Source organism: Paenibacillus sp. FSL H3-0457 (assembly GCF_037981725.1).
GTDB classification, from domain to species: Bacteria; Bacillota; Bacilli; order Paenibacillales; family Paenibacillaceae; genus Paenibacillus; species Paenibacillus amylolyticus.
This window is the reverse complement of record NZ_CP150283.1, coordinates 4,697,649-4,712,519: the sequence shown is the minus strand read 5'-3', so window position 1 is coordinate 4,712,519 and position 14,871 is coordinate 4,697,649. Positions and strand designations below refer to the sequence as shown.

Annotated in this window: 15 protein-coding genes and 1 other annotated feature; of the genes, 14 read left to right on the top strand and 1 reads right to left on the bottom strand. The window is 46.9% G+C overall.

Annotation, left to right across the window (positions count from 1 at the left end):
* Positions 1-8 precede the first annotated feature (8 nt).
* The 11 genes from sigE (at position 9) to MHH25_RS20895 (ending at position 10,874) form a co-directional block, all read left to right on the top strand.
* Positions 9-731, top strand: a complete 723-nt coding sequence (gene sigE / locus MHH25_RS20945; RefSeq protein WP_017687308.1) for an RNA polymerase sporulation sigma factor SigE — start codon at positions 9-11, stop codon at positions 729-731.
* Positions 732-842: 111 nt separating this feature from the next.
* On the top strand, positions 843-1,625 hold the full coding sequence (gene sigG, locus MHH25_RS20940) for an RNA polymerase sporulation sigma factor SigG (protein WP_017687309.1): 783 nt from the start codon (positions 843-845) through the stop codon (positions 1,623-1,625).
* Positions 1,626-1,799: 174 nt separating this feature from the next.
* A complete protein-coding gene (locus MHH25_RS20935) occupies positions 1,800-2,192 on the top strand; it encodes a YlmC/YmxH family sporulation protein (protein ID WP_340017955.1) in 393 nt (130 codons plus the stop codon).
* Between the two features lie 51 nt (positions 2,193-2,243).
* Entirely contained in the window at positions 2,244-3,143 is a 900-nt protein-coding gene (gene pgeF / locus MHH25_RS20930; protein ID WP_340017954.1) for a peptidoglycan editing factor PgeF, read from the top strand.
* 6 nt (positions 3,144-3,149) lie between these two features.
* Positions 3,150-3,851, top strand: coding sequence for a YggS family pyridoxal phosphate-dependent enzyme (locus MHH25_RS20925; RefSeq protein WP_036614854.1), 702 nt, complete (start codon positions 3,150-3,152; stop codon positions 3,849-3,851).
* Positions 3,842-4,309: a cell division protein SepF gene (locus MHH25_RS20920; RefSeq protein ID WP_036614853.1), complete on the top strand. Its 468-nt coding sequence runs from the start codon at positions 3,842-3,844 to the stop codon at positions 4,307-4,309. Before MHH25_RS20925 ends, MHH25_RS20920 begins: the two co-directional genes overlap by 10 nt.
* Before the next feature lie 7 nt (positions 4,310-4,316).
* Positions 4,317-4,586, top strand: coding sequence for a YggT family protein (locus MHH25_RS20915; protein ID WP_036674839.1), 270 nt, complete (start codon positions 4,317-4,319; stop codon positions 4,584-4,586).
* Between the two features lie 15 nt (positions 4,587-4,601).
* The gene (locus MHH25_RS20910) at positions 4,602-5,384 is read left to right on the top strand and encodes a YlmH/Sll1252 family protein (RefSeq protein ID WP_047843744.1); all 783 of its coding nucleotides are present in this window, start codon (positions 4,602-4,604) and stop codon (positions 5,382-5,384) included.
* A 240-nt stretch (positions 5,385-5,624) separates the two neighbouring features.
* Positions 5,625-6,134 carry a DivIVA domain-containing protein gene (locus MHH25_RS20905; protein WP_017687316.1) on the top strand — a complete coding sequence of 170 codons (510 nt, stop codon included), beginning with the start codon at positions 5,625-5,627 and terminating at the stop codon, positions 6,132-6,134.
* Between the two features lie 57 nt (positions 6,135-6,191).
* Positions 6,192-6,484, top strand: a binding site (T-box leader).
* Positions 6,485-7,250: 766 nt separating this feature from the next.
* Positions 7,251-10,349: an isoleucine--tRNA ligase gene (ileS, locus tag MHH25_RS20900; protein WP_340017953.1), complete on the top strand. Its 3,099-nt coding sequence runs from the start codon at positions 7,251-7,253 to the stop codon at positions 10,347-10,349.
* A 165-nt stretch (positions 10,350-10,514) separates the two neighbouring features.
* Complete coding sequence (locus MHH25_RS20895; RefSeq protein WP_017687319.1) at positions 10,515-10,874, top strand: DUF5665 domain-containing protein; 360 nt, start codon at positions 10,515-10,517, stop codon at positions 10,872-10,874.
* A 38-nt stretch (positions 10,875-10,912) separates the two neighbouring features.
* Here MHH25_RS20895 and MHH25_RS20890 read toward each other — a convergent pair whose 3' ends face one another.
* Complete coding sequence (locus tag MHH25_RS20890) at positions 10,913-11,650, bottom strand: TraR/DksA C4-type zinc finger protein (protein WP_340017952.1); 738 nt, start codon at positions 11,648-11,650, stop codon at positions 10,913-10,915.
* Between the two features lie 221 nt (positions 11,651-11,871).
* Here MHH25_RS20890 and lspA point away from each other — a divergent pair, with 221 nt between their 5' ends.
* The 3 genes from lspA to MHH25_RS20875 all read left to right on the top strand — a co-directional run bounded on the left by lspA (position 11,872) and on the right by MHH25_RS20875 (position 14,685).
* A complete protein-coding gene (gene lspA / locus MHH25_RS20885; RefSeq protein ID WP_017687321.1) occupies positions 11,872-12,366 on the top strand; it encodes a signal peptidase II in 495 nt (164 codons plus the stop codon).
* Positions 12,350-13,321, top strand: a complete 972-nt coding sequence (locus MHH25_RS20880; RefSeq protein WP_091028499.1) for an RluA family pseudouridine synthase — start codon at positions 12,350-12,352, stop codon at positions 13,319-13,321. Before lspA ends, MHH25_RS20880 begins: the two co-directional genes overlap by 17 nt.
* Before the next feature lie 110 nt (positions 13,322-13,431).
* On the top strand, positions 13,432-14,685 hold the full coding sequence (locus tag MHH25_RS20875) for an LL-diaminopimelate aminotransferase (protein ID WP_036674844.1): 1,254 nt from the start codon (positions 13,432-13,434) through the stop codon (positions 14,683-14,685).
* Positions 14,686-14,871: the final 186 nt, after the last annotated feature.

Genomic DNA, 14,871 nt, shown 5'->3' with positions numbered 1-14,871 from the left:
GAACGTACATGCTTGTGAAATGGAAACTGGTGGCGCAGCTGCAATATTACCGTCTGTTATTTTTATTGGGACTCAAAAGTGAAGAGATTTATTATATTGGGGGAAGTGAGGCACTTCCGCCGCCTTTGACAAGGGAAGAGGAAGAATTTTTGCTGCAAAAATTATCCTCGGGAGACTCGGCCATTCGCGCGATGCTTATTGAGCGCAACCTGCGTCTGGTGGTGTACATTGCACGAAAATTTGAAAACACAGGAATCAATATTGAGGATTTGGTCTCCATTGGAGCGATCGGATTGATCAAGGCAGTTAATACATTTGACCCGGAAAAGAAAATCAAACTGGCAACCTATGCTTCACGTTGTATCGAAAATGAAATTTTAATGTACCTGAGACGTAATAGTAAGATCCGAACTGAAGTTTCTTTTGATGAACCGCTCAACATTGATTGGGATGGAAATGAACTATTATTATCCGATGTATTGGGTACTGAAAACGATACAATCTATCGGAATATTGAAGAGCAGGTAGACCGGAAACTTTTGCACAAGGCACTGGAAAAATTAACGGAGCGCGAGCGAATGATTATGGAGCTTCGTTTTGGCCTGACGGATGGGGAAGAAAAGACACAAAAAGATGTAGCCGATCTTCTCGGAATCTCCCAATCCTACATCTCTCGACTCGAAAAAAGAATCATTAAAAGACTCCGCAAGGAGTTTAATAAAATGGTCTGAAATACATCATTGGTCAGAATGGGTATTACTGGCAAGGGTGCCAAGTACGAATAAAAAAGCCTGCCCCGGAGATAATGTACATTAATGTTTCTCCTTGGGAGGTAAATCACGATGACCCGAAACAAAGTCGAGATTTGTGGCGTGGACACCGCAAAATTGCCTGTCCTCACCAACACTGAAATGCGGGAATTGTTTCATTCCCTTCAGCAACACCATGATCGCTCAGCAAGAGAGAAATTAGTGAATGGCAACCTGCGTCTGGTACTCAGTGTCATTCAGCGTTTTAACAATCGGGGGGAGTTTGTCGATGATCTGTTCCAGGTTGGTTGCATCGGCCTGATGAAAGCCATTGATAATTTTGATTTATCCCAGAATGTCAAATTTTCAACCTACGCGGTGCCGATGATTATCGGTGAAATCCGTCGATACCTGCGTGATAATAACCCAATTCGGGTATCTCGCTCCTTGAGGGACATTGCTTACAAAGCACTTCAGGTCCGTGACAGCCTGACGAATAAAAATTCCCGGGAACCGACGATATTCGAAATTGCGGAAGTACTGAATGTGCCGAAGGAAGATGTTGTTTTTGCATTGGACGCCATTCAGGACCCGGTCTCGCTCTTCGAACCGATTTATCATGATGGTGGAGATCCGATCTATGTTATGGATCAGATCAGCGATGACAGAAACAAGGATGTGTCATGGATCGAGGAAATTGCACTTCGTGAAGCGATGCATCGTCTTGGTCAGCGGGAAAAAATGATTCTGTCGATGCGGTTTTTCGAAGGGAAAACCCAGATGGAAGTGGCTGATGAAATTGGCATTTCCCAGGCTCAGGTATCACGTCTGGAGAAATCAGCGATACAGCAGATGCAAAAACATGTAAAGTCATAACACGATGCAAAGGCAGAAGGACGATCAATCGGGGCAGTGTATACCGTTGGTCGTCTTTTTGTTTTGGACCGTTTCCACATTTGATGAAAAACAGGACATTTTTCGCCCCTGAAACATATATTGTATAGAAGCGTGAAGAACGGGCAGAAGAGGAATAACAGGGGGCGGGAATGAATGAAAGTAAATACGAGCGAAGTAGCGGCACGAGGCATGAAAATCTCGGACTTTCAGACAAAGGATGTCATTAACATTACGGATGGTAAACGCCTCGGTCAGATCAGTGATTTGGAGCTGGATCTGAAGCAGGGACGAATTGAAGCGATTGTTGTGCCGGGGTACAGCCGTTTTATGGGTCTTTTTGGCGGGGGAACGGATCTGGTGATTCCCTGGAGAAACATTGTGAAGATTGGTTCAGATGTAATACTGGTGAAGATGGAGGAGGTGAAGGAAAATACGTATGACGAGCGTGATCGCGAAGCGCGCCTGTATGATGAACAGCAGCATAACCGCACAGAGCGTGTGGAACGCATTGAACGGTCGGAACGTAATCAGCGTCGAACGATATAAATGAGACAGAATGTGGCTCATTTGGTACACTGGAAGTGGTGAGGTGAGATAATGGAATCCTTTGTATTGGATAAAGAATTACTTGAACGGACCAAGAACCCAAATTCAGATTTCGGTCCTGATCCGTTATTATTATATGTTGAGCCCTGGATACAGCAATTTGAACAGCTGTCAGTCGGGTTTACGACGAGGCATGGTGGAGTTGGAAAAGTTCCGTATGCTACGCTCAATTGTGCTTATCATGTGGGGGATGCCCCTGAAGTTGTACTTAACAACCGTAGGCTTGTAACCGAGAAGCTTGGTTTTGCAGCAGAAGCATGGACCTGTGGAGAGCAGGTGCATGGCAAACATGTAGCTGTAATTACCGCTGAAGATCGGAGCAGAGGATTACTTGATCGTCAATCTGCGTTGCAGGATACGGATGGATTGGTCACGAATGTGCCTGGTGTGCTGCTGACTTCTTTCTACGCAGACTGTGTTCCGCTTTATTTCTATGACCCTGTGCAGCAGGCGGTAGGTCTTGCTCATGCCGGCTGGAAAGGTACAGTCGCGGGTATCGCTGTATCCATGGTGGAGACGATGGAACGGGAGTATGGCAGCCGTAGGCAGGACATTCGAGCTGCAATCGGTCCGTCGATTGGGGATTGCTGTTATGAAGTGGATGAGGCGGTCATGCAGCATGTACGGGTTTGGTTTGATGATTCCCCGGTTAATGATAAATACAAGGATTCTGCTTCTAAACAAGCATATCGAGCCGTGAATAACGGTAAAACGATGTTAAACTTGAAAGAATGTAATCGACACATTATGATGAAAGCAGGAATAATGCCGGATCATATCGAATGTACAACATGGTGTACAAGTTGTCATCCCGAACTATTTTTCTCCTATCGGAAGGAAAATGGTGTTACAGGGCGGATGGCGAGCTGGATTGGGCTGGAAGAGAGGTGACCCTCTGTGTCATTGGAGGAGCGTATACAACAGGTAAATCAGAAGATCGAGGATGCATGTCGGCGCAGTAACCGTCATCGTGATGATGTGAATGTGATTGCGGTCACGAAATATGTCTCACTTGAAACAACGGGATCGGTGCTGGATCATGGTCTTGAGCATATTGGAGAAAACCGGTGGCAGGATGCACAGGCCAAATGGGAAGCTTTTGGTCAGCAGGGTACCTGGCACTTTATCGGTCATTTGCAGACAAACAAGGTGAAAGACGTGATTGGCAAGTTTCGTTACATACATTCACTGGATCGTTTGTCATTGGCGAAGGAGTTGGATAAAAAAGCAGCTTCACTTGGCATCCAAGTGGAAACGTTTTTGCAGGTGAATATTTCGGGTGAAGAGAGCAAGTATGGATTACAGCCTGAACAGGCAAGTTCTTTTTTGCGTGATATTCGTTCGTTCAACAATCTCAAGGTCGTTGGCCTAATGACTATGGCACCTCATGAGGAAGATCCGGAGCTGACGCGTCCCGTATTTCGTGGATTGCGTGAGCTGAGAGATCAATTGAATGGACAAGCCCTTACAGCAGAGCCATTGACTGAGCTGTCGATGGGGATGTCCAATGATTTTGAAGTGGCCATTGAAGAAGGTGCAACCTGGGTACGGCTAGGATCGATTCTCGTAGGAAAAGAGGAGGGTTCACGATGGGCGTAATGAATAAATTTATGAATTTCCTCGGACTTCAGGAAGAGGAAGAGATTGTGGAACGTGAACGAATGGCTGCGCAGGAGGAAAATGAGGCTGAGCATCAGGAAGCTGAAACCTCCAGTCTCGATAAACGTAGAAACCAAAGGGGGAATAATGTGGTGAGCATTCATTCCCAGAAAAATGTTAAAGTTGTCCTGTATGAACCGCGTTCTTATGACGAGGCTCAGGAAATTGCCGACCATCTGCGTTCGCATCGTACCGTTGTGGTGAACTTGCAACGAATTCGCCAGGACCAAGCGCTGCGCGTTATTGATTTTTTGAGTGGCACGGTATATGCATTGGGTGGCGGTATTTCCAAAATCGGCGGAAACATTTTTCTCTGTACGCCAGATACGGTTGAAATTCAGGGATCAATTACGGAAATACTGGCTGACAGCGAGCAAGATTATAACAGAATGAGGTGAGCCACTTTTGTATCAGATTGAAAGCGTGTTGTACACGTTATACCAGATTTACTTTTACATGGTCATTGTCTACATATTGATGTCTTGGCTTCCCAATGCGCGGGAAAGCTTCATCGGTGAATGGCTGGGCAAATTAGTGGAACCATATCTAAGACCGTTTCGCCGATTTATACCGCCTTTGTTCGGTGTGCTGGATATTTCCCCAATTGTAGCGCTGATCGTTCTGCAACTCGCGCTTAATGGGCTGATCTCCATACTTCGGTATTTTGCATATTAGGGTAGGGTGACATAGATGAGCGGTGAAATTTACGAACATTTTAGCCATGATGAGCGGGATTTTGTAGATAAGGCTTCGGATTGGGTTGAGCAGGCGGGTAAGTATCATGACATGAAGCTAACTGACTTTCTTGATCCAAGACAGGTTTTTATATTACAGACTCTTGCCAATCGCCGTAACGACGTTCAGATTCGTCTGGATGGTGGTTACGAGGCTGCTGAACGCAAGCGTGCGCTGGTTGCACCTGATTATATGTATCTGGATGATGAGGATATGGGTATGCAGGTGCTCAGTATTACGTCTGATGATCAGAAAATCTCGGAGCTGGAGCATGGGGACTATATGGGTTCCCTGCTCGGGCTTGGGATGAAACGTGGAAAGATCGGGGATATCCAAGTGCTGGAGGACGGTTGCCATACAGTGGTGGCGGCGGAAACCGGCGCTTTTTTATCGCTTCAACTGAATCAGGTGCATCGGTTACATGTGTTCACAGAGTTACTTCCTTTGGATCAGATGCGATGGTCAGAGAGTAAACTGGAGACGATGGACATTACGGTCGCTTCGCTTCGTTTGGATGGAATCTGCGCAGATGTGTATCGGCTTAGTCGCAGTAAAGTGCTGGTGCCGATCAAAGCTGGTCGTTGCCGTGTGAACTGGAAAGTTGAGGAAGATCCCTCCAAATTGCTAAAAGCGGGTGATGTTGTATCGATTCAGGGATTTGGCCGTTTCAAGGTTATGGAACAGGATGGGATGACCAAAAAAGGACGTTGCCGAGTGAAAATTGGCAAATTTGCCTGAGTCTGTTGCAGGAAAATCCGCTTTCTTGTCGAAATGTTTATCATAAAGGTGTAGAAAATACGCGGTGTATCCGATAAACATTAAGTCAAAGCTTTACATGAACGTTGGAGGATGCAATTCTGATCCTGCATTCCGTATACGTTGCCAAGGTTAGGCATCAACGATACGGCCCCTTGGGTGGGACCCATATGCTGCAAACCTTCTCTGGACGGGAAGGAACTTTAACAGGAGGTGGACAGCATGCCATTAACGCCGCTGGACATACACAACAAGGAATTTTCCCGACGTTTGCGCGGGTATGACGAGGATGAAGTCAATGAATTCCTGGATCAAGTCATCAAAGATTACGAAGGCGTCATTCGCGAGAACAAAGAGCTGAGCAATCAGTTGCTGTCCGTTCAGGAGAAACTGGATCATTTTTCTACAATTGAAGAGACGCTTAGCAAAACGATCATCATTGCGCAGGAAGCTGCTGATGATGTGAAGGGTAATGCGAAGAAAGAAGCGCAGTTGATCGTGAAGGAAGCAGAGAAAAATGCAGACCGGATCGTGAACGAATCGTTGGGCAAATCTCGCAAAATTGCTTTGGAAGTGGAAGAACTGAAAAAGCAGGCCTCGATTTACCGTGCCCGTTTCCGCACGCTTGTTGAAGCGCAGCTTGAACTGTTGACTCAGGATGGTTGGGAAGTGCTGGAGAGCCGGGAGCAGGAAGTGCGTGACCGTGAGCGGGAGATGAAAGAAATTTATTAGTCTGTCGACTGGTTGACTTTTGTCTGCAAAGAGGCTATAACTATATTCATAATGAATAGTGATTCCATGACGGGTTCAGTACGTTATGATCTCATCCCTCAGAGAGTTGGTGGTTGGTGCAAACCAATGGATGAGTTATAGCCGAATATCTCCCCGGAGAAGTGACGCTGAAGCGGTGATTATGATTGCCGTGTGTAAGCCGAACCGTAAGCCGTACGTTATAACGGCACCCTGCAGTAGTTTAGCGGGGCATAAGCGCTGTTGATGACAGAGCATACCCAGGTTTGCCTGGATGTGGTTTGTGATGAACAGAATTAGGGTGGTAACGCGAGTATAGCCTCGTCCCTTTCCAGGGACGGGGCTTTTTTGTGTCCAAAAAAGGCGAACGTCCCTGAGGCCCGAAGGGACCTCAGGGAGAGAGCCACCTGCCGGGGGAGCGAAGCACCCGGCACACGGGTTCGCTAAGGCGAACGTCCATGAGGCCCGCAGGGTCCTCAAGGAGAGAGCCGCCCGCCGGGAGAGCGAAGCACCCGGCACACGGGTTCGCTAAGGCGAACGTCCATGAGGCCCGAAGGGACCTCAAGGAGAGAGCCTCCTCGCCGGGGAAGCGAAGCACCCGGCACACGGGTTTGCTAAGGCGAGCGTTCATGAGGCCCGAAGGGAGCTCAAGGAGAGAGCCGCTCGCCGGGAAAGCGAAGCACCCGGCACACGGGTTTAGCCAAGGCGAACGTTCATGAGGCCCGAAGGGACCTCAAGGAGAGAGCCGCTCGCCGGGAAAGCGAAGCACCCGGCACACGGGTTCGCTAAGGCGAGCGTTCATGAGGCCCGCAGGGACCTCAGGGAGAGAGCCGCTCGCCGGGAAAGCGAAGCACCCGGCAACACCCGCCTCGTGGTAAGGCCATGCGGCGTTCACGCAGGGAACAGCCGCAAAATGGCCGCCATCACGCACATTAACCCTCGCCCATAACCGCCACCGATCCGCCAACGACAACCCATCCCGGGTGTCCAGAGGGCGGAGCGCCTATGGGGTCCCCCTTGGCAAGGGGGATTTAGGGGGATTGAAACGCTTTTTGTGGACGGTCCACAATCCAACCAAAGAAAGGGAAGATAATCATCATGCAACGAGTTGACGTCAAAGAGAAGGCACGTGCCAGAGAATTACACGTGTTAGATAAATGGAAAACGGAGAATACATTCAAAAGATCCATCGAAAACCGGGAGGGAAAACCAAACTTCGTATTTTATGAAGGGCCGCCTACAGCGAACGGAAAACCGCATATCGGTCACGTACTGGGACGGGTAATCAAGGATTTTGTTGGACGGTATAACACGATGAAAGGTTACCGTGTCGTTCGTAAAGCGGGTTGGGATACACATGGTCTGCCTGTAGAACTGGGTGTACAGAAAAAGCTTGGTATCTCCCACAAGTGGGAAATCGAAGATTATGGCGTGGAGAAATTCATTAACGAATGTAAAGCGAGTGTATTCGAGTACGAGCAACAATGGCGTGATTTGACAGAAGGCATCGGATATTGGACGGATATGGATAACCCATATATCACTCTTGATAACAACTACATCGAGAGTGTATGGAACATCCTGGCGACAATCCACGAGAAAGGACTGCTGTATCGTGGTCATCGTGTGAGCCCGTATTGTCCATCTTGCCAGACAACACTGAGTTCGCATGAAGTTGCACAAGGGTACAAAGACGTCAAAGATCTGAGTGCTACAGCGAAATTCAAACTGAATGACAGCGGAGAATTTGTACTGGCTTGGACGACAACGCCTTGGACACTGCCTTCACACGTCGCACTTGCCGTGAATCCGGATATGGACTACTCCCGTGTTCGTCAAGGTGATGAAGTGTACATCATGGCAACCAATCTGGTTGAAAAAGTGATGAAAGATACCAAAGGTGAGTATGAGATCATTGGTGCACTGAAAGGTGCCGATTTGGTTGGCAAAACGTATGATCCTCCGTTCAACTACGTACAGGCTGAGAAAGCCAACATCATCTTGGGTGCAGGCTTTGTAACGGATGCAAGTGGTACGGGTATCGTACACATGGCTCCTGCCCATGGTGAAGATGACTACCGTGTATGCCGTGAGAATGGGATCAGCTTTGTGAACATGGTGGACTTGGAAGGTAAATTTGTCGCTGAGGTTACTGACTTTGCCGGACGTTTCGTGAAGGATTGTGATATTGATATCGTAAGATATCTGTCTGAGCATGGACGTTTGTTCAGCAAAGAAAAATATGAGCACAGCTACCCATTCTGCTGGCGTTGTGATACACCGCTTCTGTACTATGCAATGGACAGCTGGTTTATCCAAACGACAGCCATCAAGGACCAATTGATTGCCAACAATAGTGAAGTGGATTGGTACCCAGGTCACGTTCGTGAAGGTCGCTTCGGGAAATTCCTTGAGGATCTGGTGGATTGGAACATCAGCCGTGATCGTTATTGGGGAACTCCGCTCAACATCTGGGTGTGCGAGGAGACTGGCGAACAATTTGCTCCACACAGCATTGCAGAATTGCGTGCTCGTGCGGTAGGTGATGTGCCTGAGAATCTTGAATTGCATAAACCATATGTGGATGACGTTAAAGTCATGAGCTCTTGTGGCAAATATGAGATGAAACGTACACCGGAAGTGATTGATGTCTGGTTCGACAGCGGCTCCATGCCGTTTGCCCAGCAACACTATCCATTTGAAAATAAAGAAATATTCGAACAGCAGTATCCTGCGGATATGATCTGTGAAGGGATTGACCAGACACGTGGCTGGTTCTACAGCTTGTTGGCGGTTTCTACCCTTTTGACAGGCAAAGCGCCTTACAAAGCGGTTATGGCTACAGGTCACGTTCTCGACGAGAACGGACAGAAGATGTCCAAATCCAAAGGTAACGTTATCGATCCTTGGGAAGTGATTGAAGAATACGGTACAGATGCATTCCGCTGGGCTTTGTTGTCTGACAGTGCACCGTGGAACAGCAAACGTTTCTCCAAAGGTATCGTAGGGGAAGCCAAATCCAAAATGGTGGATACGCTGGTTAACACCCATGCATTCCTGACGCTTTATGCTACCATTGACGGATTTGATCCACAGGAGCACCCGTTCCAGCTGTCCGCACACAAGCTGGATCGCTGGATTCTGTCGAGACTGAACAGCCTGATCTTGGTTGTAGAAAAAGCGTTGCTGGTTAACGACTATCTGAACTCTTCCAAAGCGATTGAAGCATTTGTTGATGAGTTGAGTAACTGGTACATCCGTCGTTCCCGTGACCGTTTCTGGGGAAGTGGCCTGACAGACGATAAATTGGACGCTTACCGCACATTGACTGAGGTACTGGTGACTACTGCGAAGTTGGTTGCTCCGTTCACACCGATGCTGGCAGAAGACATCTATCTGAACCTTGCAACAGGTGAGAGTGTGCACATGGAAGACTATCCGGTAGCTAATGAAGCGCTGATTGATGCAGGACTGGAACAGGATATGGAGACGGCTCGCCGCGTGGTTGAACTTGCCCGTAACGTTCGTAACGAAACAGGCATCAAGACACGTCAGCCACTGTCCGAATTAATCGTTTCTTTGGATAAAGGGTTTGACCTGGCAAGTTACGAAGAGATCATCAAAGAAGAGATCAATGTAAAAGGAATCCGTACGGAGCATAATGATGCGGAATTCGTTGACTTTACATTGAAGCTGAACCTGAAGGTCGCAGGTAAAAAATACGGTAAAAACGTAGGGTTCCTGCAAAACTTCTTCAAAGGAATGTCAGCCGATGAGACGCGTAAAGTGGTTTCGGAAGGTGTACTGAACATCGTTTCACCGGAAGGTGAAGAGCTGCAAGTGACGAGCGAAGAATTATTGGTTGATAAACAGGCCAAATCAGGCTTTGCTTCAGCATCAGGTTACGGTCTGACGGTTGCGCTCAATACCGAAATCACGCCAGCATTGGAACAGGAAGGCTGGGTTCGTGAAGTGGTTCGTGCTGTGCAGGATACCCGGAAACGACTGGACCTCCCTATTGAGAAAAGAGTACGTTTGACACTGGATGTGGATGCATCCCTTCAGGAAGCTATTCAGGCGTTTGATGATGTGTTGCGTGAAAATGTTCTCGTAACCGAAGTTACATTTGGCTCGAATGAGGCCATGGAACGTGTTGAAGCCGGAGGCAAATCGATCGGTATATACATCGAAGCATAATTTGGATTATGTAATATTCAACAAGGACAGAATATAGGATATAAATAAACGAGCCGCAGAGGCAGGGACATATTCCCTGTATCTGGGCTCGTTTGTTTTTTAGGCAATAAGGCAATGATTCTATAGTGCAGTCAATCTATATTGATCAAAGGAACTGACCAAAACATGAGCGAACATGACAAGCAAACCGCATCCACTTCACAACAATCAACATCAGATAATCTCAATTCCCATGACAAAATTGAAGAGTTACATACCCTGACGAACCGTCTGGCGAATGAACTGGAGCGTTCACGAATAGCGCAATACACAGAATTGCTGAACAGACCATGGAAATTGATCGGATTGAACCTGTTGTCTGGAGCCGCACGAGGTGTGGGGATTGCGATTGGGTTTACCTTTTTTGCAGCAACGATCATTTACGTTTTGCAGCTACTTGGGGCGCTCAATCTTCCCATTGTTGGAGATTACATCGCTGATATTGTGCGCATTGTCCAGCGCCAGCTTGATATGAACACATACTAAGCGATTAAGCGAAAAAAGCAAATGATATCAAAATGCAACTAATACGTGTCATCCGTCTCCATATCCGGTTCTAACAGACCCTCGCCCTCACGGTTCTCCAGGTACTGGCGATATTGCCGATTGCGCACGATGGAGACGTCATGACCATAGATGTCCGTGGCAACAAAGCTTTCGTACGCTTCAACGCAGCCTTCCACTTCATCGGTGGCTTCAATCGCCATAACATCATAGCTGTCGATATCGCGTCCTTCAGCCATGGCTGGTGAGTTCGATGTGCCCCAGCTTTCAACAATCTGCCAGGTGTCTTCACCATCGAAGCCATTTTGATCATCACGCTCGTCCAGACTGGTTCGACCAAATGCCGGGGCAAGGAATTCTTCCTCTACAGGGCGGTTCTCAGAGACAACGGTTTCTGGTTGATGTTTTTTGCAGTATTTGGTGTAGGGAACAGCTTCCATGCGTTCAAAAGGGATGGGTTGCTGGCAGACCGCACACGTACCGTAATGTCCTTCTTCGATGGAGTGCAGTGCAGAATCGATTCGCTCCAATTGGAATTCATCATGTTCCAGCAGGGAAATATCTTTCTCGCGTTCATACACTTCCGTGGCTAAGTCGCCTGGATGGTTATCAATCGGTGATAATTCACCTGTCTGTAGTTTGAGGGAGTCACCAAGGCCGTAATGTTCGTTCTCCGACAGTCTATGTTCAATATCTCGCTTATCGGACATCAGTTGGGAACGTAGAAATTGTAGTTGTTTGTTAGTAAAATGTGACATGATTTTCCCCTTTCTGCTTTCATGCTGGAATCCGGATTTTGACTCTATTGTAGGATGTGCCATTGAGGGCAAGATTACAGAAGGGAAATGTTATCGTTTTTGCCATAAGCATTGCGATGTAGCGCGTCGTGGACGATTTCCAAACAGCTGTGCTACAATAAACAAGTCTGGCGTAAGCCTGGTATCGTTTGGAAAAGACAAGAACGGAGTGACAAACAAACGTGGTGTATTATATCCTCGCTTTTATCGTATTTTTATTGGATCAGGGAACCAAGTATCTGATTGCAACCCGGATGGAACTCAGAGAAGAAATTCCGGTCATCGGCAATTTCTTTGTCATCACATCACATCGTAACTCAGGAGCAGCATTTGGCATTCTGCAAGACCAGCGTTGGTTCTTTATTGTGGTTACGTTGATTGTGGTCGTTGCCTTGATTTGGTATTTGCAAAAGGTAAAAGATACCCCGCACAAATTGCTGCCTGTGGCGCTTAGTTTGGTGCTTGGTGGAGCAATTGGCAACTTCCTTGACCGGGCATTGACCGGAGAAGTTGTAGATTTTGTACAACTTAATTTTGGGAGTTATACGTTTCCCATTTTTAACATCGCCGATTCGGCAATCTGCATCGGTGTAGGGTTGATCATAGTGGAGACATTGCTTGAAGGACGGCGCGAAAAAGCAGCCGCGAAGATTGAAGGGAATGAACATCATGAGTAATCCGAATAAGGAACAGATTAACGACGAAGAACTAATGAATGGCAATGAACGTATGGAATGGACCGTTGCCGCTGAACATAAAAAAGAACGAATTGACAAATATATTACGGAAGCCGTCGATAACGTATCTCGCTCCCAAGTTCAATTGTGGATCGGAGACGGAATGGTCACGGTAAATGGTGCTGTAGTCAAAGCCAATGCCAAGTTATCCGAAGGAGATTTGGTTGAGTTACAGATTCCAGAACCAGCTGCTGTGGAGATCATTGCCGAAGATATTCCGCTGGAAGTGGTATATGAAGATAGCGACCTGATCGTGATCAACAAACAGCGTGGTCTTGTGGTGCATCCGGCACCAGGACACACGTCGGGTACCCTCGTTAATGCACTTATGCATCACTGCAAAGACCTCTCGGGTATTAATGGGGAGTTGCGTCCTGGTATTGTGCATCGTATCGATAAGGATACATCTGGCCTGATTATGGCTGCCAAGAACGATCGTGCGCATGCATCACTGGCTGCTCAGTTGAAGGAACATACGGTGAATAGACGGTATATTGCGCTTGTTCATGGTCATCTTAACCATGATCAAGGGACCATTGATGCACCGATTGGACGCGATACCAATGACCGCAAAATGTATACGGTCACAGAACGTAACAGTAAACATGCCGTTACGCATTTTACCGTTACAGAGCGGATTAATGATTACACCTTGCTGGAATTGAAACTGGAGACAGGACGTACTCACCAGATTCGGGTTCACATGAAATTTATTGGTCACCCGCTTGTAGGAGATCCAACTTATGGACGGAATAAAGGCATCAAAATGCAAGGACAGGCTCTTCATGCGGCCATTCTTGGATTTGTGCATCCAACAACGGGAGAATACCTTGAATTTTCAGCTCCGATTCCGCAAGATATGGAAGACGTGCTCGCCTCGCTACGCAGTCGTTAACAGCTCCAAGAAAGTACAAATGTTCGGATACTTTGTCCATGGCTTTGATCACGCAAATGCTTCATATTAAAGTGTAGAAATTTGCGTCAAATGAGGAGATGAACAACGTTATGAGTATCGATAAATACCAAGAAACTTACATTCAGACTAATTTTGCCGACCGTATCGGTGGCTCCAACTATGGTAAAGACACGAACATTTATAAATTCGAGAAAATCAAACGTGCCAAAGCTTCGGCCAAAAAAGATTTTCCCGATGTGGAACTGATTGACCTTGGTGTAGGTGAACCGGACGAAATGGCTGATGCAGGCATTGTAGCTGCACTTGCAGAAGAAGCTTCCAGACCTGAGAACCGTGGTTATGCCGACAATGGTATTCCTGAATTCAAAGCTGCTGCTGCTTCTTACCTGAAAAATGTGTTTAACGTAGAAGGTATCGATGCAGATACTGAAATCGTGCACTCCATTGGTTCAAAACCGGCTTTGGCGATGATGCCTTCATGCTTCATCAATCCAGGTGATGTGACAATCATGACCGTTCCAGGTTACCCGGTTATGGGAACACATACGAAGTATCTGGGTGGAGAAGTGTTCAACATCCAGTTGACGAAAGAGAACAACTTCTTGCCTGATCTGACGGCTATTCCGGAAGACATCGCAAAACGTGCGAAGTTGCTCTACCTGAACTATCCGAACAACCCAACAGGCGCAAGCGCGACGGTGGAGTTCTTCACTGAAGTTGTGGAATGGGCTAAGAAATACAATGTTGTGGTTGTACATGATGCTCCATATGCAGCATTGACGTATGATGGCAAAAAACCGTTCAGCTTCCTATCGGTACCTGGTGCGAAGGATGTCGGCGTAGAGCTGCACTCTCTGTCCAAGTCCTACAACATGACAGGTTGGAGAATCGGATTTGTAGCGGGTAACCCGCTTGTAGTCAAAGCATTCAGTGATGTGAAGGACAACAATGACTCCGGTCAGTTCATCGCGATTCAAAAGGCTGCTGCTTATGGATTGAATCACCCTGAGATTACGGAAAAAATTGCAGAGAAATATTCCCGTCGTCACGACATGCTCGTTGCCGCATTGAACGAACTGGGCTTCCAGGCTGAAAAACCTAAAGGTTCATTCTTCCTGTATGTAGAAGCACCAAAAGGTGTAGTTGGCGGACGTCGCTTCGAATCCGGCGAAGATTTCTCCCAATTCCTGATCCGTGAGAAACTGATCTCATCCGTACCTTGGGATGATGCGGGTAACTTTGTTCGTTTCTCTGTAACCTTTGAAGCGAAGGGTGAAGAGGAAGAAAAACGTGTTATTGCTGAGATCAAACGTCGTCTGAGCGACGTACAATTTGAATTTTAATCGCATCACCAAATAGTTAAATCATTTACTAACGAAGAGACCGGAAACGGTCTCTTTTTTTATGCCCATATTAGAATTTTTTCATTTACTCCCTTTACAAAATTATACAAGCAACATATGATTAGATCTTTACGTTATTTGTTATATACAGAAGTTGTTGTTGAAGGGAGTTATTACAATTGTTAT